This is a genomic window from Nocardia sp. NPDC058114 (genome assembly GCF_042884695.1).
Lineage (GTDB): Bacteria > Actinomycetota > Actinomycetes > Mycobacteriales > Mycobacteriaceae > Nocardia.
Genome location: NZ_JBHVTK010000003.1, coordinates 295,641 through 317,476 on the forward strand (window position 1 = coordinate 295,641; position 21,836 = coordinate 317,476).

25 protein-coding genes are annotated in these 21,836 nt (G+C 68.3%); 22 read left to right on the plus strand and 3 right to left on the minus strand.

The annotated features are described in order from the left end of the window. Positions 1-201 precede the first annotated feature (201 nt). The 6 genes from ACFVVI_RS13955 (at position 202) to ACFVVI_RS13980 (ending at position 4,913) form a co-directional block, all read left to right on the plus strand. Positions 202-1,068, plus strand: a complete 867-nt coding sequence (locus tag ACFVVI_RS13955; RefSeq protein WP_387445675.1) for a thioesterase family protein — start codon at positions 202-204, stop codon at positions 1,066-1,068. A 28-nt stretch (positions 1,069-1,096) separates the two neighbouring features. After that, entirely contained in the window at positions 1,097-1,915 is an 819-nt protein-coding gene (proC, locus tag ACFVVI_RS13960) for a pyrroline-5-carboxylate reductase (protein WP_378634139.1), read from the plus strand. 144 nt (positions 1,916-2,059) lie between these two features. Further along, positions 2,060-2,341 carry a helix-turn-helix domain-containing protein gene (locus ACFVVI_RS13965; RefSeq protein ID WP_228537168.1) on the plus strand — a complete coding sequence of 94 codons (282 nt, stop codon included), beginning with the start codon at positions 2,060-2,062 and terminating at the stop codon, positions 2,339-2,341. Positions 2,342-2,529: 188 nt separating this feature from the next. Then, entirely contained in the window at positions 2,530-2,631 is a 102-nt protein-coding gene (locus tag ACFVVI_RS13970) for a 30S ribosomal protein bS22 (RefSeq protein ID WP_003402602.1), read from the plus strand. Positions 2,632-2,865: 234 nt separating this feature from the next. Further along, entirely contained in the window at positions 2,866-3,900 is a 1,035-nt protein-coding gene (locus ACFVVI_RS13975; protein WP_378991038.1) for an NAD-dependent epimerase/dehydratase family protein, read from the plus strand. Next, complete coding sequence (locus tag ACFVVI_RS13980; protein WP_378991037.1) at positions 3,897-4,913, plus strand: lysophospholipid acyltransferase family protein; 1,017 nt, start codon at positions 3,897-3,899, stop codon at positions 4,911-4,913. The genes ACFVVI_RS13975 and ACFVVI_RS13980 overlap by 4 nt, the downstream gene beginning before the upstream one ends. Positions 4,914-5,156: 243 nt before the next feature. On the opposite strand, the gene ACFVVI_RS13985 is transcribed toward ACFVVI_RS13980, so the two are convergent. After that, complete coding sequence (locus ACFVVI_RS13985; protein WP_378991035.1) at positions 5,157-6,182, minus strand: HAD family hydrolase; 1,026 nt, start codon at positions 6,180-6,182, stop codon at positions 5,157-5,159. 88 nt (positions 6,183-6,270) lie between these two features. On the opposite strand from ACFVVI_RS13985, the gene ACFVVI_RS13990 reads away from it, so the two are divergent. From ACFVVI_RS13990 to ACFVVI_RS14010, 5 genes are all read left to right on the plus strand, one after another. After that, complete coding sequence (locus ACFVVI_RS13990; RefSeq protein WP_378991033.1) at positions 6,271-6,552, plus strand: glutaredoxin family protein; 282 nt, start codon at positions 6,271-6,273, stop codon at positions 6,550-6,552. 206 nt (positions 6,553-6,758) lie between these two features. Next, positions 6,759-7,622 carry a redox-sensing transcriptional repressor Rex gene (locus tag ACFVVI_RS13995; RefSeq protein WP_378634153.1) on the plus strand — a complete coding sequence of 288 codons (864 nt, stop codon included), beginning with the start codon at positions 6,759-6,761 and terminating at the stop codon, positions 7,620-7,622. Positions 7,623-7,698: 76 nt separating this feature from the next. Further along, positions 7,699-9,171, plus strand: a complete 1,473-nt coding sequence (locus tag ACFVVI_RS14000; RefSeq protein WP_379313521.1) for a glutamyl-tRNA reductase — start codon at positions 7,699-7,701, stop codon at positions 9,169-9,171. Beyond that, positions 9,168-10,199: a hydroxymethylbilane synthase gene (hemC, locus tag ACFVVI_RS14005; protein WP_378991031.1), complete on the plus strand. Its 1,032-nt coding sequence runs from the start codon at positions 9,168-9,170 to the stop codon at positions 10,197-10,199. Before ACFVVI_RS14000 ends, hemC begins: the two co-directional genes overlap by 4 nt. Further along, a complete protein-coding gene (locus ACFVVI_RS14010) occupies positions 10,196-11,770 on the plus strand; it encodes a uroporphyrinogen-III synthase (protein WP_378634163.1) in 1,575 nt (524 codons plus the stop codon). The genes hemC and ACFVVI_RS14010 overlap by 4 nt, the downstream gene beginning before the upstream one ends. A 56-nt stretch (positions 11,771-11,826) precedes the next feature. Here the strand turns inward: ACFVVI_RS14010 and ACFVVI_RS14015 are convergent, their stop codons facing one another. Beyond that, a complete protein-coding gene (locus ACFVVI_RS14015; protein ID WP_364403472.1) occupies positions 11,827-12,105 on the minus strand; it encodes a hypothetical protein in 279 nt (92 codons plus the stop codon). Positions 12,106-12,359: 254 nt separating this feature from the next. Between ACFVVI_RS14015 and ACFVVI_RS14020 the strand changes: the two genes are divergently transcribed. From ACFVVI_RS14020 to ACFVVI_RS14040, 5 genes are all read left to right on the plus strand, one after another. Next, complete coding sequence (locus tag ACFVVI_RS14020) at positions 12,360-13,538, plus strand: serine hydrolase domain-containing protein (protein WP_387445676.1); 1,179 nt, start codon at positions 12,360-12,362, stop codon at positions 13,536-13,538. Between the two features lie 42 nt (positions 13,539-13,580). Next, on the plus strand, positions 13,581-14,558 hold the full coding sequence (gene hemB / locus ACFVVI_RS14025) for a porphobilinogen synthase (protein ID WP_387445677.1): 978 nt from the start codon (positions 13,581-13,583) through the stop codon (positions 14,556-14,558). Beyond that, complete coding sequence (locus ACFVVI_RS14030) at positions 14,555-15,067, plus strand: hypothetical protein (RefSeq protein ID WP_378991025.1); 513 nt, start codon at positions 14,555-14,557, stop codon at positions 15,065-15,067. Before hemB ends, ACFVVI_RS14030 begins: the two co-directional genes overlap by 4 nt. 212 nt (positions 15,068-15,279) lie before the next feature. Then, on the plus strand, positions 15,280-15,543 hold the full coding sequence (locus ACFVVI_RS14035; protein ID WP_378991024.1) for a hypothetical protein: 264 nt from the start codon (positions 15,280-15,282) through the stop codon (positions 15,541-15,543). A 76-nt stretch (positions 15,544-15,619) separates the two neighbouring features. Beyond that, positions 15,620-15,844 carry a hypothetical protein gene (locus ACFVVI_RS14040; RefSeq protein WP_387445678.1) on the plus strand — a complete coding sequence of 75 codons (225 nt, stop codon included), beginning with the start codon at positions 15,620-15,622 and terminating at the stop codon, positions 15,842-15,844. On the opposite strand, the gene ACFVVI_RS14045 is transcribed toward ACFVVI_RS14040, so the two are convergent. Beyond that, positions 15,845-16,231 carry a hypothetical protein gene (locus tag ACFVVI_RS14045; RefSeq protein WP_378991023.1) on the minus strand — a complete coding sequence of 129 codons (387 nt, stop codon included), beginning with the start codon at positions 16,229-16,231 and terminating at the stop codon, positions 15,845-15,847. Positions 16,232-16,438: 207 nt separating this feature from the next. On the opposite strand from ACFVVI_RS14045, the gene hemL reads away from it, so the two are divergent. The 6 genes from hemL to ACFVVI_RS14075 all read left to right on the plus strand — a co-directional run bounded on the left by hemL (position 16,439) and on the right by ACFVVI_RS14075 (position 21,806). Then, positions 16,439-17,758 (plus strand): glutamate-1-semialdehyde 2,1-aminomutase, encoded by a 1,320-nt coding sequence (gene hemL, locus ACFVVI_RS14050; protein ID WP_378991020.1) that lies wholly within the window; start codon positions 16,439-16,441, stop codon positions 17,756-17,758. A 119-nt stretch (positions 17,759-17,877) separates the two neighbouring features. Further along, positions 17,878-18,495, plus strand: a complete 618-nt coding sequence (locus ACFVVI_RS14055; protein ID WP_378943160.1) for a histidine phosphatase family protein — start codon at positions 17,878-17,880, stop codon at positions 18,493-18,495. Continuing rightward, a complete protein-coding gene (locus tag ACFVVI_RS14060) occupies positions 18,492-19,133 on the plus strand; it encodes a TlpA disulfide reductase family protein (RefSeq protein ID WP_379318188.1) in 642 nt (213 codons plus the stop codon). The genes ACFVVI_RS14055 and ACFVVI_RS14060 overlap by 4 nt, the downstream gene beginning before the upstream one ends. Then, complete coding sequence (locus ACFVVI_RS14065) at positions 19,130-19,366, plus strand: hypothetical protein (protein ID WP_378991018.1); 237 nt, start codon at positions 19,130-19,132, stop codon at positions 19,364-19,366. Before ACFVVI_RS14060 ends, ACFVVI_RS14065 begins: the two co-directional genes overlap by 4 nt. Next, entirely contained in the window at positions 19,363-20,178 is an 816-nt protein-coding gene (locus ACFVVI_RS14070; protein WP_378991016.1) for a cytochrome c biogenesis CcdA family protein, read from the plus strand. The genes ACFVVI_RS14065 and ACFVVI_RS14070 overlap by 4 nt, the downstream gene beginning before the upstream one ends. Continuing rightward, a complete protein-coding gene (locus tag ACFVVI_RS14075; RefSeq protein WP_378991014.1) occupies positions 20,178-21,806 on the plus strand; it encodes a cytochrome c biogenesis protein ResB in 1,629 nt (542 codons plus the stop codon). The genes ACFVVI_RS14070 and ACFVVI_RS14075 overlap by 1 nt, the downstream gene beginning before the upstream one ends. Positions 21,807-21,836: the final 30 nt, after the last annotated feature.

The following is a 21,836-nucleotide window of genomic DNA, read 5'->3' on the forward strand; positions in this document are numbered from 1 at the left end:
GTCACCTGCTCGCATCGCGATGTGTCACCTGCCCGCATCCCGATACGTCACCCGCCCGCATCCCGATACGTCACCACCTGCTCGAACCTCGATGCGTCACCACCTGCTCGAACCCCACCCCCTGCCCAGCGCGGAATACACAGGCCATCACCAAGCTTGTACGCTGTACGAACTGCTGTGGCCCCCCGACCAGGAGTGACGATGACGCGAGAACTCGCGACCGACGCGCCGTTCAGTCAGGTCCTCGACCTGACCGAGCTCACCACCACCGATGCCGAGACCGGCCGCTACGCCGGCATCATCGCGCCCACCTGGACCATCGGCCCCAAAGTCCACGGCGGCACCATGGTCGCGGCCACCGCCGCCGCGGCGACCCGCTGGCTCGCCGAGGCCGACGAATCGCTCGCCCAGATGGCGCCCATCGCGGCCAGCACCGACTTCCTCGGTGCCCCCGACCCCGGTGAGGTCGAATACGCGGTGCACATCCGCAAGAAGGGCCGCCAGATCTGCCTGGCCGACGTGGACCTGATCCAGAACGGCCGCACCCTCGTCCGGACGGCGTTCACCTTCGGCCACCTCGACTCCACCGAGACGCGCTGGAGCGGCCCCGACACCGACATGCCCGCCGAGCCGGTCGACGAGGCGTTCCGCTACTCCGCCGATTCGCCCATGGGCAAGATCGTGCACGTCAGCCAGGGCGCCCACATGGTGATCGACCCGACCTGGGGTGAATTCCTGCGCGGTGAGACCGGCCCGCCCCGGCTGCGGCTGTGGATCCGCCCGTTCGACGGCGACGAAGCCGATCCGCGGGCCCGCGCCGCCTTCGCGATGATGGCCGCCGACATCAGCCCGCCGGTGCCGATGAACCTCGGCCACTTCGGTTGGTCGCCGACCGTGCAGATGACCACTTATCTGCGCCGCGTCCCCGCGCCCGGCTGGCTGCGCGTCATCGCGACCGCCCGTGAGGTCGGTGAGCGGATGTTCGACGAGGACCACCTGGTCATCGACTCGACCGGTGCGGTCGTCGCCCAGAGTCGCCAGCTGGCCCTGATCCCGTTGGCACGCTGACGCCACCGGGCCAACTAACCTTGTCCTCATGACGAGAATTGCGGTGGTCGGTGGCGGTCGGATCGGTGAGGCGCTGGTGGCCGGATTGCTGGAATCCGGTCGGGCGACCAAAGATCTGGTCGTGGTCGAGCCGATCGCCGCGCGCGCCGCGCAGCTGGCCGAGCGCTTCAAGGTGCGGGTGAGCGGTTCGGTCGCCGACGCCGTCGAGGGCGCCGACATCGTGGTGATCGCGGTGAAGCCCGGCGTGGTCGACTCGGTGCTCACCGATCTGTCCAAGGCCGACCTCGACAACGGTCGCGATCAGGTGCTCGTCTCGCTGGCCGCCGGTGTCTCCACCGCCCGGCTGGAGTCGAAACTGCCCGCCGGTTTCCCGGTGGTGCGGGTGATGCCGAACACGCCGATGCTGGTCGGGCAGGGTATGAGTGTGCAATCGCCCGGTCGCTACGCCAAGCCGGAGCAGCTCGAGCAGGTCGGCGAGATGCTCGAAGCCGTCGGCAAGGTGGTGACGGTGCCCGAGGCGCAGATGGACGCGGTCACCGCGGTTTCCGGTTCGGGACCGGCGTATTTCTTCCTTGTCGTCGAGGCGATGATCGATGCGGGCGTCGGCCTGGGCCTCACCCGCGAGGTGGCCAGCGAACTGGTCGTGCAGACCATGATCGGTTCGGCGGCGCTGCTGGACGAGACCGGGCAGAGCGCGGCGGAGCTCCGTGCCGCGGTCACCTCGCCCGGTGGTACCACCGCCGCGGCACTGCGCGAACTCGAACGTGGTGCGCTGCGCTCGACGTTCACCGAGGCGCTACACGCGGCCAAGCAGCGGTCCGCCGAACAGGGCGCAACGAACGAGTGACAAACGGGTACCCGGTTTGAAAACCGATTTCTCACACCCGTCGCAGTAATCCCACTGGTCCCGCTAAGCTCGTAGAAGCACGTGCGTGTCTGTTCCGCTGGTGGGGAAGCCGGCGGCGCGGGCGTGCCGGAGGTCAATGGTGCCATGATGTCTGCGAACAGAATGTCAAGTAATCCATCGGCGTCGGGCGGTGGTTCGGGTTCGCCCGCTCCACGGGTCGGCGCCACCCCGCAAACGGTGATCGGCGGTGGCACTCAGTTTCTCACCGTCGCCGAAGTCGCCGATCTCATGCGGGTGTCGAAAATGACGGTGTACCGGCTCGTGCACTCGGGTGAACTGCCCGCGGTGCGTGTCGGACGCTCGTTCCGAGTGCACGCGAAGGCGGTGCACGACTACCTGGAGACGTCGTACTTCGACGCCGGATGACGTAGTTCGGCCAGGTACAAGGGCGGTTTCGTTGCTGCTCGGGTGCCCCGGTAGCATGGACAACTGGTTCGTGTCCGCCTGCCGGTGGCACCGTTCGTGGTGTCCGGTTGCCCCGGCGGCGCGGACGCCAAACGACGCACGTGAACACCGCGTGTGTATGCCGAGTAGAGAGAACGCGAGGAAACCCTATGGGTTCTGTGATCAAGAAGCGCCGCAAGCGTATGTCGAAGAAGAAGCACCGCAAGCTGCTTCGCCGCACGCGTGTTCAGCGGCGCAAACTCGGCAAGTAAGCCTGCGTACCGCGACGAGCCCGTCACCTTCCAGGTGGCGGGCTCGCGCTGTGAAATACGCGGGTTTGTGAAGCTCATCGGTCGAGGACGGGTCGCCGATGTTAAAAGCTTGTAGATCGTGACGGCGAGTGGCGCGAATGCGGCTACTCTGGTACGCGAAACACGATGAGCAGGGGGCTTTGAGTGGGGTCAGGTTCGAGTTCCGATACACGGGAACGACACGCACCGAGAGTTGTGCTGGTCACGGGTGCCAGCCGCTTCTTCGGTGGCAATGTCGCGGCACGTTTGGCTGCCGAACCCGGCGTCGAACGTGTCATCGCGGTGGATACCGTCACTCCCAGCCGTGAGCTCCGGCGAAAAATGGGTAGTGCCGAGTTCGTGCGTGCCGATATCCGGAATCCACTGATTCGCAAAGTCGTCGAGGGCAACGACGTCGATACCGTCGTGCACGCGGCTGTGCTCACCCGTCCGCCCGCCGGTGGCGGTCGCGCGGTGATGAAAGACCTCAATGTCCTGGGCGCGATGCAATTGCTCGCCGTGTGTCAGAAAGCGCCGACGGTGCGCCGCGTGGTGGTGCGATCGTCGTCGGCGGTGTACGGCTGCAGTGCCAAGGATCCGGCGAAATTCACCGAGGAAATGGGCGCGCGCACTCCGCCCGCGGGGTGGTTCGCACGCGACATGATCGATATCGAGGCGCTGGTGCGTGGAATGGCGCGGCGCAGGCCCGATATTTCCGCATCGATTCTGCGTTTCGCGCCGATCGTCGGTCCTCGCCTGGCCGATCGGGGCGTGCAATATCTGCGTTCGCCGATCACCCCGACCGTTCTCGGTCGCGAAGCCCGACTGCAATTGCTGCACGAGGAAGACGCGGTCGCGGTGCTGGTGCACGCGGCGCAGCGTGCACACGGTGGCACGGTCAATATCGCCGGTGACGGCGCGCTGGCCATGTCGCAGGCGATCCGCCGTGCCGGGCGCATCGTCGCGCCGGTTCCCTTTTTCGTCTTCCGCACGGTCGGTCGCTCGCTGATGGGCCCGATCATGCGCGGATTCAGTGGCGAACAACCCGACTATTTCTACTTCGGCTGCGGGCTCGACACCACCCGTATGCGAACCGAACTCGGCTTCACCCCACGCTGGACCACGGTCCAGGCATTCGATGACTTCATCGCGGGCGCAGCGTTGCGGCCCGTCTTCGATCCGGCTTGGATCGACGCCGCGGAACACAAACTGCTCGGCCTCATCGGGGCCGGTACAGGAGCGCGTACATGAACGAGGGAGCGAAAGTCATTCGTCTCGACGTGAATGTCGAGACCCGGCAGCGACCGCAGACCCGGCGATGGCCGGACCAGCCGACGCAGGCGATGCCGGTCACCTCCCTCAGCGAGCGTCGACCGGGAATGCCCGCCCGCCCGCCGAAGTCACTGACCGACATCGTGCGCGATGCCGTCGGCGAGCAGATCGAACGGACCGCCGAGTTCGCGCGCCGCAGGCTCACCGGGGACTACCAGGTCGACGAGTTCGGCTACGACCGGCACCTGCTCGAATCGGTGATCCTGCCCGCGCTCCGGCCGTTGTCGGACTACTGGTTCCGGGTCGAGGTCGCGGGGATCGAGAACATCCCCGCCGTGGGTGGCGCGCTGCTGGTCGCCAATCACGCGGGCACCGTGCCGATCGACGGGCTGATGCTGCAGCTGGCCGTGCACGACAAGCATCCGCATCAGCGGGCGCTGCGGCTGCTGGCCGCCGACCTCATCTTCGAGATGCCGTTGCTCGGCGCGCTGGCACGCAAGGCCGGGCACACGCTGGCCTGCCATCCCGATGCCGAGCGGCTGCTGCGCGCCGGGCACATCGCCGGCGTGTTCCCGGAAGGGTTCAAGGGCGTCGGAAAGAACTACGCCGACCGGTACAAGCTGCAACGGTTCGGGCGCGGCGGATTCGTGTCGGCGGCGGTGCGGGCCGGGGTGCCGATCATTCCGGTCTCGATCGTCGGTTCCGAGGAGATCTACCCCAAACTCGCCGATATCAAGCCGCTGGCACGCCTGCTCGGGCTGCCGTACTTCCCGGTGACGCCGCTGTTCCCGCATCTGGGGCCGCTGGGCGCGGTGCCGATGCCGTCGAAGTGGTACATCGAATTCGGTGAGCCGATCGCGACCACGGCGTTCGAGCCGGAAGAGGCCGACGACCCGATGACGATGTTCGAGGTCACCGACCAGGTCCGCGAGACCATCCAGCAGACGCTCTACAAGCTGCTGGCCAAGCGCCGGAACGTGGTTCTGGGGTAGATCGTTCGGGATCACTTGTTCGGTAGTCCCAGGCAGGGTTGAGGCTGTGTTAGTTGGAGCGCTGGCGCGCTCGAGTCGCGGCCCTGAGGGGCCGCCGGTTAGCCACCGGGGCTTGCTCCTTCGTCGCCTACGCCCCGGCGGCTAACCGGCGACCCGGCCGCGACCGGCCACTTCGTGGCCGCCGCTCCCTAGGGGTCGCGGGTGCGGGGTTGGGGTTTATGGGGTGTGGAAGGCGGCCGGGACTCAGTGTTCGCGGTGGCGGGCTACTACTGCTGCTACCGCGCCGCCCGCGGCGCCCAGCGCCAGGGCGGTGGGGACGCCGATCTTGGCTGCTTTGCGGCCGGTGCGGAAGTCGCGGATTTCCCAGCCGCGGTTCTTCGCGACCTCGCGCAGGTCGGAGTCGGGGTTGATGGCGACAGCGGTGCCGACCAGCGACAGCATGGGGACGTCGTTGTGGCTGTCGGAGTAGGCGGTGCAGCGCTTGAGGTTGAGCCCTTCGCGGATGGCGAGGGTACGCACCGCGTGCGCCTTGCCGAGGCCGTGCAGGATGTCGCCGACCAGGCGGCCGGTGAACTTGCCGTCGACACTCTCGGCGACCGTGCCGAGGGCGCCGGTCAGACCGAGGCGTTTGGCGATCACATTGGCCAGCTCGACCGGGGTGGCGGTCACCAGCCAGACCTGCTGGCCGGCGTCGAGGTGCATCTGGGCGAGTGCGCGGGTGCCGGGCCAGATCTTGTCGGCGATGATCTCGTCGTAGATCTCCTCGCCGAGTGCCGCGAGTTCGGCCGTGGGGCGGCCCGCGATGAAGCTGAGCGCCTTCTCCCGGCCCGAGACCATGTCGGAGGAGTTCTCCTTGCCGGTGACCCGGAACTTCACCTGCTTCCAGGCGACGTCGACCAGATCGGAGGTCTTGAAGTACTTGCGCGCGGCCAACCCGCGGGCGAAGTGGACGATCGAGGCACCCTGCACGAGGGTGTTGTCGACGTCGAAGAACGCCGCGGCGGTGAGGTCGCGCGGAACCTCGGGGCCCGCGTCGGCACCCTGCTCGGCGAGCTCGGCATCGTGCAGCTCGAGCGCGGCGTCGGCGCTGGCCTCACCGGCCAGGTTGGCGCGTAACTCTTCTTCGCTGGGTCCGAACGGGCTGCGTGGCAGCCGTGCGAACTGTTCCTGCAGTTCCTGACCGAGGCGGCTGGGCTGCCACCGTGCAGGGAACTCCCCGAATCGCCCTGCGACGAATCCGGCCCTAGTCACCTTCGAACGTTCCGGCACCAGTACCCTCCGCTAGTCGCGCGAACCATGTCCACAGTAACCGGCTGCACCGACAACCCGCTGCGGGCTCGGGGATTAAATAGGGCTCATGACTAATCCCACACCGACGGTGACCCTGTTGACCCGCGCTGGTTGCGGCATGTGCAGCGCGGCACTGGAGCAATTGCGGATGATCTGTGGTGATTTCGGTCTCCCGGTCGCCACTGTAGACGTCGACGAAGCCGCGGTCAGGGAGCCGGAACTGCGTGCCGAATACGGTGATCGCCTGCCGGTGGTCCTGTTGAACGGCCGTGAACACAGCTATTTCGACGTCGATGAGCCCCGTTTGCGGGCGGACCTGAGCCGGATCGCTGGTCGCGACGGAAAATGAGGCCGAATTCACCGACTTTGTGAACGCCTGCACAAGCGGTTACGGTGGTGACACGCAATCCGCACCGCCGCTCCACGCGGCGGCGGTGGCCGGGTTTGTACCGCCCCTATGGCACCGGTCGCGCTCTCGTAATTGCAGCGACCCACACCGGTGAACGAAACAGAGGAACCGGACCGCGATCAGGCCCGGAACGAGGAGCCGACGACGTGACAGAGCAGCACGAGACGCCGAGTGGCGTCTCCGGCAAGGCTCTTGTGCGGGACATTCCGCAGGCCACGGTGACTCGTCTTGCTACCTATCTCCGGGTTCTCGCCGGGTTGGCCGACGAGGGTGTAGTCATCGTATCGAGTGAGGAACTCGCTGTCGCGGCGGGTGTCAATTCGGCGAAGCTGCGCAAGGATCTTTCCTTCCTCGGACCCAACGGTGTGCGGGGTGTCGGCTATGACGTAGCCAAGTTGCGCACGAGGATCGAAGATGTGCTCGGACTGTCGCAGGGACATCGGGTCGTGCTGATCGGCGCGGGCAATCTGGGTCGCGCGCTGGTCGGTTACGGCGGATTCGGGGTACGAGGCTTCACCGTGGTCGGGATCTTCGACAACGACCCGTCGGTGATCGGCCAGTCGTACGCCGGTCTCGTCGTGCGCGATGTCGAGCAACTGACCGCGCAGATTCCGGCGCTGACGCCGACGATCGCGGTGGTGGCCGTGCCCGACGAAGCCGCCCAGGATGTGTGTGACCGGCTCGTCGACGCCGGACTGCCGTCGATTCTGAGTTTCGCGCCGCTGGAACTGCGCGCGCCCGCCCATGTCCAGGTCCGCCGCGTCGACCTGGCGATGGAACTGCAGATGCTGTCCTTCGATGCCGCGCGCAACGACGCGCCCGCGCTGCCCGAGATCGCCGAGGTCGGCTCCGGCCGCGTCGCGCGCCGGGTACCGCCGCCGAACCACCTCACCCATGCCGCACCGGTCGAACCGGCCCGCGGCAGGCCGACGCGGCGTACCGCGCCGCACTCGGCCACGCCCCACTCGGCAACGGAGCCAAGCACCAAGGGATCGGTGATCACGCCATGAGCGAGCGCCAGCGAGCTGAACAGCGACACGGCGTGCGGACACGCATGACAGGGCACAGCGCCGGCGAGGTGTGGTCATGAGTGTTCTGCTGGTAGGGATTTCGCACCGCAGCGCCCCGGTGTCGGTGCTGGAGAAGGTGGCCATCAGTGAGGCCGATCGGCCGAAGCTGGTGGATCGGCTGCTCGCCTCGAGTCACGTGTCGGAGGCGATGATCGTCTCCACCTGCAACCGGGTCGAGGTCTACGCGGTCGTCGACGCCTTCCACGGCGGACTCGGCGAGGTGAGCGAGCTGCTCACCAAGCATTCCGGACTGCCGCTGGGCGACCTCACCAAGCACGCCTACGTGCGCTACAGCGAGGCCGCGGCCGAGCATCTGTTCGCGGTCGCCAGCGGCTTGGACTCGATGGTCGTCGGCGAGCAGCAGGTGCTCAGCCAGATTCGCAGCGCCTACGCCAGCGCCGACGGTCAGCAGGCGGTCGGGCGCACCCTGCACGAGCTGGCCCAGCACGGGTTGCGGGTCGGCAAGCGGGTGCACTCGGAGACCGGGATCGACCGGGCCGGTGCCTCGGTGGTGTCGGTGGCGCTGGATCGGGCGCGCGGTGTCGTGGGCGATCTCGCCGGACGGACCGCCGTGGTGGTCGGTGCGGGCGCGATGGGCGGGCTGGCCGTCGCGCATCTGTCGCGGGCCGGGATCGGGCGCATCATCGTCGTCAACCGGACCCTCGAACGCGCACAGCGTCTCGCCGAGACCGGGCGCACCATGCACGGTGTCGACGCCGAGGCGGTCGAGATGTCGCGGCTCACCGAGGCCATGGCGGGCACCGATGTGGTGATCACCTGTACGGGCGCGGTCGGGTCCGTGGTGACTCTGGCCGATACCCATCGCGCACTCGCGGGCCGGGCGCGCACCGACGCCGCCGAGCGTCCACTGGTCTTCTGCGATCTGGGCCTGCCCCGCGATGTGGAGCACGCCGTGGCAGGCCTGCCCGGCGTCGCCGTCATCGACATCGAATCGCTGCAGCGCGATCCGGCCGCGGGAGCCGCGGCCGACGACACCGCCGCCGCGCGCGTCATCGTCGCCGACGAACTCGCCAAATACCTTGCCGGGCAACGCATGGCGGAGGTCACTCCTACGGTGGCCGCGCTGCGTCAGCGTGCCGCCGATGTGGTGGAGGCCGAACTGCTCCGCCTCGATTCGCGGCTGCCCGACCTGGCCGACCCGGCCCGCGACGAGGTGGCGCGCACGGTGCGCCGCGTCGTCGACAAGTTGCTGCACGCGCCGACCGTGCGGGTGAAGCAGCTGGCATCGACGCCGGGCGGCGACAGCTACGCCGAAGCGTTGCGTGAGCTGTTCGAACTGAAACCTGGTGCGGTACAAGCGGTTGCCGCCCCGATGGAGGTCGCCGCGGCGGAGTCCGCGCTGGCCGACGACTTCACCGCAGGCCACCTCGGCGATGGGCCGTCACGCTTGACCGAGTCAAGACCCGACACAGGCAGCATGCGAAACCACGCAGCGCCGCTCGGGCATGCGCAGGAGGAAACCGCATGACCACGACAGTGCAGGAAGAGGACACCGTGACCGCAGGCAGCAGCAGTGCGCCGTGGCGGATCGGCACGCGCGGCAGTCTGCTCGCGCTGACACAGGCGGGCACCATCCGTGATGCGCTGATCGCGGCGGGGCAGCCCGCCGAACTGGTGGTCATCAAGACACCGGGCGATCTGTCCTCGGATCCGGTGCAGAAGATCGGTGTCGGGGTGTTCACCTCCGCGCTGCGCGACGAGCTCGCCGCGGGCGGCATCGACATCGCGGTGCATTCCTATAAGGACCTCCCCACCGCGCAGGACCCGCGCTTCACCATCGCCGCGATCCCGCCCCGCGAGGACCCGCGCGACGCGCTGGTGGCTCGTGACGGCATGGTGCTCGGCGAACTGCCCGCCGGTGCTCGCGTCGGGACCTCGGCCCCGCGCCGTGCCGCGCAGCTGCGCGCACTCGGCCTCGGCCTCGACATCCTTCCGCTGCGCGGCAATATCGACTCCCGCCTGCGCAAGGTGAGCGAGGGCGAACTCGACGCGATCGTCATCGCCCGCGCCGGCCTGTGCCGGATCGGGCGCACCGACGAGATCACCGAATCGCTCGAACCGGTGCAGATGCTGCCCGCCCCCTCGCAGGGCGCGCTCGCGGTCGAATGCCGCAGTGACGACCCGCAATTGATCGAGATACTCGCCGGTCTGGACGATGCCGCGACCAGAGCCGCGGTGCTCGCCGAGCGTTCGCTGCTCGGTGAGCTCGAGGCAGGCTGCACCGCGCCGATCGGAGCGCTCGCCGAGATCGTCGAGTCGATCGACGAGGACGGCCGGATCTTCGACGAACTCTCGCTGCGCGCCTGTGCCGCCGCGATCGACGGCTCCGATGTCCTCCGCGCCTCGATCGTCGGCGCGCCGAAAGACGCGGCCGAACTCGGTCGCACGCTGGCGCGCGAACTGCTGGACCTGGGTGCTCGCGCATTGCTGAGCGTCACAGACGAACCGGCGCCCACCGACTTCACTAATTCCAGCCCGATGGAGAACAACCGATGAGCAGCAGCCGAGCTACCAAGAAGCAACCAGGGCGGATCCTCTTCGTCGGATCCGGCCCCGGCGACCCGGCCCTGCTGACCGTGCGTGCCCGTGAGGTGCTCGAGCGGGCGATGCTGGCCTTCACCGACCCCGATGTCGACAAGGGCGTGCTCGCCCTGATCGGTAGCGCGGTCGAGGTGGGCGAGGACGGCGAGAGCCCGGTCGACGTGCGGCCTGCCCTCGGCGAACCCGCCGAGGTGGCCAAGACGCTGATCGCCGAGGCGCGCAACGGTCACGACGTGGTCCGCATCGTCACCGGCGACCCGTTGACCACCGATTCGGTGATCAACGAGGTCAACGCCGTCACCCGCTCGCACATGGTGTTCGAGGTGCTGCCGGGCCTGCCCAACGGCTCGGCCGTGCCCAGCTACGCGGGCATCGCGCTGGGCTCCGGGCACACCGAGGCCGATGTGCGCGGCGAGGTCGACTGGTCGGCGCTGGCCGCCGCCCCCGGCCCGCTGGTGCTGCACGCCACCTCCGGTCACCTGGCCGAGACCGCCAGCGCGCTGGTGGAACACGGTATGGCGCCGCAGACGCCGGTCGCGGTCACCGTGCGTGGCACCACTCGTCAGCAGCGCACCATCGAGGCCACGCTGGCCTCGCTGAACAACGCCGCGTCCGAGCTCGTCGGCCCGCTGGTCGTGACGGTCGGCAAGGAAGTCGACAAGCGCGCCAAGATGTCGTGGTGGGAGTCGCGTGCCCTCTACGGCTGGACCGTGCTCGTCCCGCGCACCAAGGATCAGGCGGGGGAGATGAGCGAGCGGCTCGTCACCCACGGCGCGATCCCGATCGAGGTGCCGACCATCGCGGTGGAGCCGCCGCGCAGCCCCGCCCAGATGGAACGGGCCGTGAAGGGTCTGGTCGACGGGCGCTACCAGTGGGTGGTGTTCACCTCCACCAACGCGGTGCGCGCGGTGTGGGAGAAGTTCGCCGAGTTCGGACTGGACGCTCGCGCGTTCTCCGGTGTGAAGATCGCCTGTGTCGGTGAGGCCACCGCGGAGCGGGTGCGCTCCTTCGGTATCAACCCCGAACTGGTGCCTAGCGGCGAACAGTCCTCCGAGGGCCTGCTCGCCGACTTCCCGCCCTACGACGACGTGTTCGATCCGGTGAACCGGGTGCTGTTGCCCCGCGCCGACATCGCCACCGAGACCTTGGCCGAGGGTCTGCGTGAGCGCGGCTGGGAGATCGACGACGTCACCGCCTACCGCACGGTGCGCGCCTCGCCGCCGCCCGCGGAGACCCGCGAGATGATCAAGACCGGCGGTTTCGACGCGGTCCTGTTCACCTCGTCCTCCACGGTGCGCAACCTGGTCGGCATCGCGGGCAAGCCGCACGCTCGCACCATCGTGGCCTGCATCGGCCCGAAGACCGCGGAGACCGCGATCGAGTTCGGCCTGCGTGTGGACGTGCAGCCCGAGACGGCTCAGGTGGGCCCACTGGTGGAGGCACTGGCCGAGCACGCGTCGCGCCTGCGCGCCGAGGGCTTGCTGCCGCCGCCGCGTAAGAAGAGCCGCCGCAGCAGCAGCCGCTGATCTCAGCAGATACCCCGAAAGCCCGCCCGCAACGGCGGGCTTTCGGCGTATCGAGGTCATCGGCTGTAGCGCAGCAGTGTGCGCACGAGCCGGCAGGTGGCATCGGACGGCGGGCGGATGTCGATCTTCTCGGCGGTGCGCCGGATCGTGTCGTTGGTGGCCTGATTGGGTAGGTACACACCGGAATCCAGCAGCGCGATCGTCAACCGCATGGCCTTGAGCCGACGGTTGTGCGCCACGTACCAGCGGCGCGGACGGCCCGCGGGCAGTCGCTTCTTCTCGAGCGGCACGTACGGCGCGGTGATGAAAGTGGTCTGAGCGGCAATGGCATTCATTCGGCGTCCTCCCGTTGCGTTTGGGTCCCGCCCCCGATCGTCGGAACCCTCGAACACGCTTTCGATTATACCGAGGGGCACCGACAGGTTTCGTCGATCTCTCGCGGAAGCCATTGAGCTCCAGTGGGTTTCGATGTTATCCACAGGTTCGCCGCGACCGGTCGCCGACCTCGGCGAAGCGCCGCGCGTGGTGATTCGCGGGTAGCTGTCGGACCGCTGTGGTCTAGTAGCGCAAGGCAACCCGGGGAGAGGCGATGACCGTGAACGAGATCGACAAGCGGCTCGGCGCGCACGTCGCGGCGGACGAACTGCTCGGCCTGGCATGGCTCGTGGCAACCGGAGACGATGTCATCACCGGCGCCATCGGCCACCTCGACGCCACCCGCGCCACCCCGATGCGCACCGACACGATCTTCCGGATCTCCTCGATGACCAAACCGCTCACCGCGGCGGCGGCCTCGATTCTGATCGACGACGGCGTACTCGATCCGGCCGAACCGGTCGACCGGCTCCTCCCGGAACTCGCCGGCTTACGTGTACTCGCGCACCCCACCGCCGAAGTCGCCGACACGGTCGCGGCGAACCGCCCGATCACCGTCGGCGACCTGCTCACCTTCCGCCTCGGCTGGGGCATGGATTTCGCCGACTTCGCACCCAAGCCGTTCGACGCCGCCTGGAGTGCCCTCGACCTCGGCTGGGGCCCGCCGACGCCCGCGCGGATGTTGCCTCCGGACATCTGGCTGCGCCGGCTCGGCACCCTGCCCCTGCAGTATCAGCCCGGCGAACGCTGGCTCTACCACGTCGGCGCGTCGATCCTCGGATTCCTGGTCGCCAGGGCAGCGAGCAAACCGCTCTCGGAATTCCTGGCCGAGCGTGTCCTGCGCCCACTCGGCATGACCGACACCGGTTTCTCCGTCCCGCCTGACAAGCTGGCCCGATTCGGCCCGCATTACTCGGAAACAGACGGCACCCGCACTGTCTTCGACCCCGTCGACGGTCAATGGAGCACTCCACCCGCCTTCGAAGGGGGCGGTGACGGCCTGGTCTCCACTCTCGCCGACTACTACCGCTTCGCGCGGATGCTGCGCGACGGCGGCGAACTCGACGGCATCCGAGTGCTGTCCGAGCGAGCCGTCGCGGCCATGACCACCAACCACCTCACCGCCGAGCAACTGGCCCGCGGCGGACCCGGCCCCGGCAACAGTGCGGGGTGGGGTTACGGCGTCGGCGTCCAGCTACGCGACCAACTCGACGGCCCACGCGCAGGTGCCTACGGCTGGGCAGGCGGTCTCGGCTCGACCTGGTCCAATGACGGCGCGGTGACGGCGATCCTGCTCACCAACGAAACGTGGAGTTCGGCCGGCCCGTCCCCGGTCTTCGCAACTTTCGAGCAGATTCTGGGCGAAACCGCCCGCCGTCGCGACCCGCTGTAGGCGCTGCGGCGACCATCGGGGGACAGGCGTATTCTGCGGGCTATGACCGCTTTCGACCGCCCGCGGCGGTTGCGCAGGACACCCGCATTGCGTCGACTCGTCGCCGAGACCACGCTGCAGCCGCGTCAGTTGGTACTGCCGATGTTCGTGGCCGACGGACTCGACGAGCCGCGGGAGATCAGCTCGATGCCGGGGGTGTATCAGCACACGCTGGACTCGCTGCGCAAGGCCGCCGTGGAATCGGTGGCCGCCGGTGTGGGCGGACTGATGCTGTTCGGTGTGCCGCTGTCCGAGGACAAGGACGCCACCGGCAGCCAGGCCAGTGATCCGAACGGAATCCTGAACCGCGGTCTGCGCGCGCTGGCCGAAGAAGTCGGGGACGCGACGGTCATCATGGCCGACACCTGCCTCGACGAATTCACCGACCACGGCCACTGCGGGGTCATCGGCACCGATGGCGCGGTCGACAACGACGCCACCTTGCACCGCTACGTGGAGATGGCGCTGTCGCAGGCCGAAGCCGGTGCCGATCTGCTCGGAACCAGCGGCATGATGGACGGACAGGTCGGCGCGATCCGGCGTGGGCTCGATGCGGTCGGGCGCACCGACACCGCCATCCTCGCCTACGCGGCCAAGTACGCCTCGGCCTTCTACGGCCCCTTCCGTGAGGCCGTCGGCTCGTCGCTGGAAGGCGATCGCCGCACCTATCAGCAGGATCCGGCCAACCGCCGCGAGTCGCTGCGCGAGCTCGACCTCGACCTCGCCGAGGGCGCCGACATCGTGATGGTGAAGCCCGCGATGTCCTACCTCGACATCCTGCGCGACGTCGCCGACCGTTCCACCGTCCCCGTCGCGGCCTATCAGATCTCCGGCGAGTACGCGATGATCACCGCCGCCGCCGAGCGTGGCTGGATCGATCGCCGGGCTTCGATCCTGGAGTCGCTGATCGGCATCCGGCGGGCAGGCGCGGACATCGTGCTCACCTACTGGGCGACCGAGGCAGCACACTGGCTGTCGTGATCGTTCCGCCGAACAAACCCGAAACCCTTCCCGTGCCGGAGGACGTCGGCACCGCTCGTCAGCTGTGGTGGGGAATCGCCGGCCTCGGTGTCGTCTACACCTTCGCCAGTGTCATCACCATGACCGGGGAGCGCGACAAGCTCAGCAAGCAGTTCCTCGACGAGATGCACAAGTCGGATCCGAACTTCCCGGCGTCGACCGTCGACGTGATGGTGCTGGTGGCTTTCGCGCTGACCGCGCTGGTCGGGGTGCTGCTGGCCGGTGTCACCGTGGCGATCGCGCATCAGCTCGGCCGTGGCAAGAGCTGGGCGCGCACGGTGCTCACTGTTGTCGCGATCTGGCTCGGACTCGGCGCCGTCGCCACCATGTTCAGCTTCTCCGCTGTTGCCAATCCCGCGACGATCGTGGCGGGCGGCTCGGCGATCGTGCAGGGCGTGCTCGCCGCGGGGGCCGCGTTCCTCAGCTACCGGCCCGAGTCGACGAAGTACTTCCAGTCCCGCCGGAAGTGACACCACACAGTGTATGGTGAGGATTGTCACACCGGTTGAGCGCCGGGGGAGCGGAGGCAATGATGCGCGTGGTGATCGAGCAACCACACAGCCTGCGACGCGACCTGTTGGTGATCGGGCTGATGGTTGTACTCACCCTCGCCGTCATCGCGCTGATTCTGCTACCGAGCCTGGTCGGCTGATTCGATCTCGCCCCTGGCAGGATCGCAGGAATGAGACGCTGGATCGCGCTGTTCGAACTCGGCTTCGCCGTGCTCTTCCTTGCCTGCGCGATCGTCAGCTGGCGCGCCGCACGGCGCACGACCGAATTCGCCGGCACCGATGAGCACCCCGGGTTCGAGGCGGTGCGCTACGTGCCGCCGTTGCTGTTGCTCGCCTGTGCGCTGGTGATCGTGAGCGGGGTGCTGGTCATCGATGTCGTCACCAGGATCTACCGCGGATCTGTAGCACCGCGCGATCTCGAACCGATGATCTAGAGGAAGCCGAATTCCGATGTGTGCGTGGGGGTTCGGGACGCGAGCTCGCACCGCGGGCTCCCTCGAGGAGGAATCGATGACCAGACTGACCGCAGGAATCTGTACCGTCGCCGCCGCGGTGGCGACGATCGCCCTGGCCGCGGCGCCCGCCCAGGCCGCCCTCGGCCTGCCGCTCACCCCGATGATCGCCGAGCCGGCCGCCGACGGTTTCGCCCCGGAGACCGGCTCGAGCGGCATCTACAACGGCATCATGTGCCAGCTGCACACGATCTCGGCCGAAGTGCCCTGCATGTACACCTGATCAGCTGGTCCACTGCTGGTAGACGTCGACGATGCGGCCGCCGCGCGTGCCGGGCGCGTTCAGGAAGACGGAGACGGTGCCGTCGGGATGGGCCGCCGCTTCCGTCACCACCTGACGCAGGGTGGCGTGGATGCCGCCGTCGGCGTCGCGGTACAGATCGCTGTCGGGATGCAGACCCGCGCCGATCCGATTGGCGGGTACGAGCATCGCGGTGATCGCCGGAATCGGCCCCGCCCCGAGGGCCGCGGTCTCCTCGTGGCTGAGTTGGGCACCGATCCGATCGGGCTGGGCCTGTGGTGCGAACGCGGTGGCCGAACCCGCGCCGAGTAGCACTCCCGCCGCGACGAATCCTGTGCCAAGGGCAGTGCTGGTGACGCCGAAACGCATGAAATACCCTCTCGCTGATACCTGATTTCCCTATGGCTCAGGTGCTGAGCCGCCCGGAGCGTAGTCGCAGGCCAATGGGCCTAGATCGAATTCTTTCCCGGATCGGGGCGGCGTGTCGGGCGTGTCGTCGGTGGGTCGCTGCGGTCTGGGTCACTGTGCTCCACCCTGTCGTCCGGCGTGCCGAGGCGAACTGAGACACTGGAATCCGTGAGTCTTACGCAGGTACCGGTTTCGGCCCAGCTCTTCGAGCGGGCGGCCGCCGTGATCCCGGGTGGCGTCAATTCCCCGGTTCGTGCGTTCAACTCGGTCGGCGGTACGCCACGGTTCATCACCTCCGCGAGCGGCTACACGCTCACCGATGCCGACGGCAACGACTACGTCGATCTGGTGTGCTCATGGGGGCCGATGATCCTCGGTCACGCCCACCCCGCCGTCGTCGAGGCCGTGCAGAAGGCCGCGACGAGCGGACTGTCGTTCGGTGCGCCGACCGAGGCCGAGATCGAGCTGGCCGAGGCCATCGCCGCCCGCGTCGACCCCGTCGAGCGGGTCCGCCTGGTGAACTCCGGTACCGAGGCCACGATGAGCGCGGTCCGCTTGGCCCGCGGTTTCACCGGCCGATCCAAGATCATCAAATTCTCCGGCTGCTACCACGGTCACGTCGACGCGTTGCTGGCCGACGCGGGCTCCGGTGTCGCGACCCTCGGTCTGCCGACCTCGCCCGGCGTCACCGGCGCGCAGGCCGCCGACACCATCGTGTTGCCCTACAACGACCTCGCCGCCGTCGCCGCCGCCTTCGACGCGCACCCCGGCCTGATCGCCTGCGTCATCACCGAGGCCGCCGCGGGCAACATGGGCGCGGTCGCGCCGCTGCCCGGCTTCAACGAAGGCCTGCGCACCCTCGCCCACGACAACGGCGCGCTGCTGATCATGGACGAGGTGATGACCGGATTCCGGGTCAGCGCGTCGGGTTGGTACGGCCGCGAAGGCGTCGCCGGTGACCTCTACACCTTCGGCAAGGTGATGAGCGGTGGCCTGCCCGCCGCCGCGTTCGGCGGTCGCGCCGAGATCATGAACAACCTCGCCCCGCTCGGCCCGGTGTATCAGGCGGGCACGCTGTCCGGTAACCCCGTCGCCGTCGCCGCGGGCCTGGCGACCCTGCGTGCGGCCGACGACGAGGTGTACGCGGCGCTGGACCGCAATGCCGATCGTCTCGGCGCGTTGTTCGCGAAAGCCCTGACAGAGGCCGGTGTCGAGCATCAAGTCCAGTTCGCAGGCAATATGGTGAGCGTGTTCTTCGCCGAGCGTCCGGTGACCGATTACGCCGCCGCCAAAGCGAGCCAGACCTGGCGTTACCCTGCCTTCTTCCACGCCCTGCTCGACGCGGGCGTGTACGCGCCGCCGAGCGCGTTCGAGGCATGGTTCGTCTCCGCGGCACTCGACGAGGACGCGTTCGACCGTATCGCCGCCGCTCTGCCCGCCGCCGCCCTCGCGGCCGCGGCCGCAACCCCCGAAGGATCCCCAGCGTGAGCTCCGACCAGCCCGACGCAGAATTCGCCCCAGTCCCGGCGGATAGCGACGAGGCGCCCCATCCTGCCCCCGCCGCCGCACCCCCCGCCCTCGACGACGACCCGTCGAGCGTCGAAACCATCGTGCACGTGCTGCGCCACGGCGAAGTGCACAACCCGAACGGCATCCTCTACGGTCGCCTGCCCGGCTTCAGCCTCTCGGTGGCCGGTCGCTCGCAGGCCGGTGCGGTCGCGCGCTCGCTGGCCGATCACGACATCGCGATGGTGATCGCCTCCCCGTTGCAGCGGGCCCAGGAGACGGCGGCGCCGATCGCGGCCGCCCACGACCTGATCGTGCGCACCGACGAGAACCTGATCGAAGCGGGCAACACCTTCGAGGGCCTGCGCGTCTCCGTCGGTGACGGTGCGCTGCGCAAGCCGCGGCACTGGTGGAAGCTGCGCGACCCGTTCACCCCGTCCTGGGGCGAGCCGTATCTGCAGATCGCTCATCGCATGCTCGCCGCGGTGAACAAGGCCCGCGTCGAGGCCGCCGGTCACGAGGTGGTGCTGGTCTCGCATCAGCTGCCCGTGTGGACGCTGCGCCGTTTCCTGCAGGGTCAGCGGTTGTGGCACGACCCGCGCAACCGGCAGTGCTCGCTGGCATCGCTGACCTCGCTGGTCTACCACGGCGACACGCTCGTCGACATCGTCTATTCCGAGCCCGCCGGGGCGTCGGATCCGTCGGTCCACGGCGCATGACACGCTGCACCTCGTCGGGAACCGCCCGTGGCCGTCGGCCGCGGGCGCTGACCGCCGTTCTGTCCGCCCTGCTGGTGATCATCGCCGCGGCGGGCTGTTCGACGGGTACCGATGCGGTCGCCACCGGTGGTGGGACCTTCGAATTCGTCTCACCCGGTGGTAAAACGGATATCTACTACGATCCGCCCGCCACGCGCGGGACGATCGGCACGCTCTCGGGGCCCGATCTGATGAACGAGGGAAAGACCGTTTCGGTCGACGATTTCCCGAACCAGATCGTGGTCGTGAACCTGTGGGGACAGTGGTGTGGCCCGTGCCGCGCCGAGTCGCCCGCTCTCGAAAAAGTCTTCGCGGCGACCAGAGATCAAGGCGTCGCGTTCCTGGGGATCAATGTCCGTGACCATCAGCGCGACAAAGCCCAGGACTTCGTAGTGGACAACAAGATCGAATACCCGTCCATCTACGACCCGTCGATGCGGACCTTGCTCGCTCTCGGCGGAAACTTTCCCACCAGTGTTATTCCGACCACGTTGATCCTGGATCGTCAGCACCGGGTCGCCGCGGTCTTCCTTCGCTCGCTATTGGCCGAAGACCTTCAGCCCGTGGTCGAGCGCATCGCCGCCGAGGAGAAGCAGTGAGCAGCCGTCGTCGTCCAGGAAATCTGACCGCGTGTCGTCCCCGTCAGGGCGCCCGCCGAATGGGTGCGGGCTGGACGGTCGACGACCGTTGGGCCGGTATCGCGACCGTGCCGCGCAGTGTCGCCGGCGCCGGTCTGTTCGATTTCGGCCCCGCTGATCCGGCCGAGACCGAGCGAACCCTGTCGTTGCCGCGCGACGAGCAGCATGACATGGATACGGACACCGACGAGTGATTCCGCTCGCCGCAGTCGGGGATTCCTTCCAGCAGACGGCGGCATCGGGTCCGCTTCTGCTGGCGCTGGGAGCCTGCCTGCTCGCGGGCCTGGTGTCGTTCGCTTCACCGTGTGTCGTGCCGCTCGTCCCTGGCTATCTGTCCTACCTGGCCGGGCTGGTCGGTGCCGAGGCGCCGCCTGCCACCAACGCGCAGGCGAGCACGCTCACCGCGCAGCGCCGTAGCGCGAAGATGCGGGTGGCCGGTGCCGCCGGGCTGTTCGTCGCCGGGTTCACGGTGGTGTTCGTGCTGGCCACGGCCACTGTTTTCGGCGTGATCCAGACCCTCAATGTGAATCGGGAACTGCTGCAGCGCATCGGCGGTGTGGTGACGATCCTGATGGGTCTGGTGTTCATCGGCCTGGTCCCCGCCCTGCAGCGCGACACGCGGATGGAGCCGCGCAGGCTCACCAGCATCCTCGGCGCGCCGCTGCTCGGCGGGGTGTTCGCGCTCGGCTGGACGCCGTGTCTGGGGCCCACGCTGTCGGGTGTGATGGCGGTGTCCGCGGGTACCGAGGGCACCACCGCCGTGCGCGGGGTGACGTTGATCGTCGCCTACTGCCTCGGTCTCGGGCTGCCGTTCATCGTGCTGGCCTTCGGGTCGGCCGGTGCGTTGCGCGGGGTCGGCTGGCTGCGGCGCAATTCGCGCACCATTCAGGTAATCGGGGGTTTTCTGCTCGTCGCCGTCGGCGTCGCGCTGGTCACGGGGGCATGGGATCAGTTCGTCGGCTGGGTGCGTGACGGGTTCGTCTCCGAGGTGACTCTTCCGATCTGATGACTGACACGCTGACCACACCGACCACCCCCACCCCGCCCGTCCGGCAGTCGCTGCTGGGCCGGGCCTGGGCCCTGGTCCGTAATTCCTGGCGCGGCCTCACGAGCATGCGTACCGCACTGGTGCTGCTGTTCCTGCTCGCGCTGGCCGCCATCCCCGGCGCCCTGCTGCCGCAACGCAGCCTCAACGCGCAGAAGGTCGACCAGTACATCGCCGACCGTCCGACACTGGGTCCGTGGATGGACCGGTTCGAACTGTTCGACGTGTTCGGCAGCTTCTGGTTCACCGCCATCTACGTGCTGCTGTTCATCTCGCTGGTCGGCTGCATCCTGCCGCGCTGCTGGGACCACTACCGGGCACTGCGTACCCCGCCGGTGCCCGCGCCGCGCAACCTCAGCCGGTTGCCGCACCACTCCAGCGAAACCGACGACCGGACTCCCGACGAGGTGATCGAGGCCGCCAAGGCTTCCTTGCGTGGGTGGCGGACCGAGGTGCGCCCCGGTCAGCGCGACGGCGAAGTGACGCTGTCCGCGGAGAAGGGCTATCTGCGCGAGTTCGGCAACCTGGTGTTCCACCTGTCGCTGGTCGGGCTGCTCGTCGCGATCGCGCTGGGCAAGCTGCTCGGGTACGAGGGCAATGTCATCGTGATCGCCAACGATGGTCCCGGCTTCTGCACCACCTCGCCCGCGGTCTTCGACTCGTTCCGGGCGGGCAACACCAACGACGGCACCGGCATGACGCCGCTGTGCATCAAGGTGAAGGACTTCAAGGCCGACTACCTGCCCACCGGCCAGGCCGAGATGTTCCACTCGAACATCGAGTACCAGGCGGGCGCGGACCTGAGCACCGACACGTGGCGCAGCACCGAGCTCCAGGTGAACCATCCGTTGCGGGTCGCCGGTGACCGCGTCTACCTGCAGGGGCACGGCTTCGCGCCGACGTTCACCGTCACCTTCCCCAACGGGCAGACCCGCACCGAGACCATCCAGTGGCGGCCCGACGACGCGCAGACCTTCCTGTCCAGCGGTGTGCTGCGCATCGACCCGCCCGGCGGTATGTACGCCACCGACGAGGAACGCAGGCAGAACCAGATCGCCATCGAGGGCCTGTTCGCGCCGACCGCGATGTTCCACGGCAGCCTGCTCACCTCGTCGTTCCCCCGGATGGACGACCCGGCGGTCGCGGTCGATGTCTACCGCGGCAATACCGGTCTCGACACCGGGCGTTCCCAGTCGCTGTTCTCGCTGGACCCGGAGATGATCAAGCAGGGTCGGTTGACCAAGGAGGCGCGGGTCAACTTGCGTCCCGGCGAGTCGACCACGTTGCCGAGCGGGGCGAAGGTCACCTTCGACGGCGCCGAGGAATTCGTCAACTTGCAGGTCTCGCACGACCCCGCCCAGCAGTGGGTGCTGGTGAGCGCGCTGACGATGATGGCCGGTCTGCTGGTGTCGCTGTTGCTGAAACGGCGACGGATCTGGATCCGGGCGTACCCGGTCGAGGCCGCGGCGGGTACCGTGGGTCAACGACGCGCCGTAGTAGAAATGGGCGGCCTGGCCAGAAGCGATCAAGCGGGCTGGGGCGCCGAGTTCGATCGACTGCGGACACGGCTGCTGGGAGCGGAGAAGTGATCCGCGCACTCGACATGGAGACGGAATCCT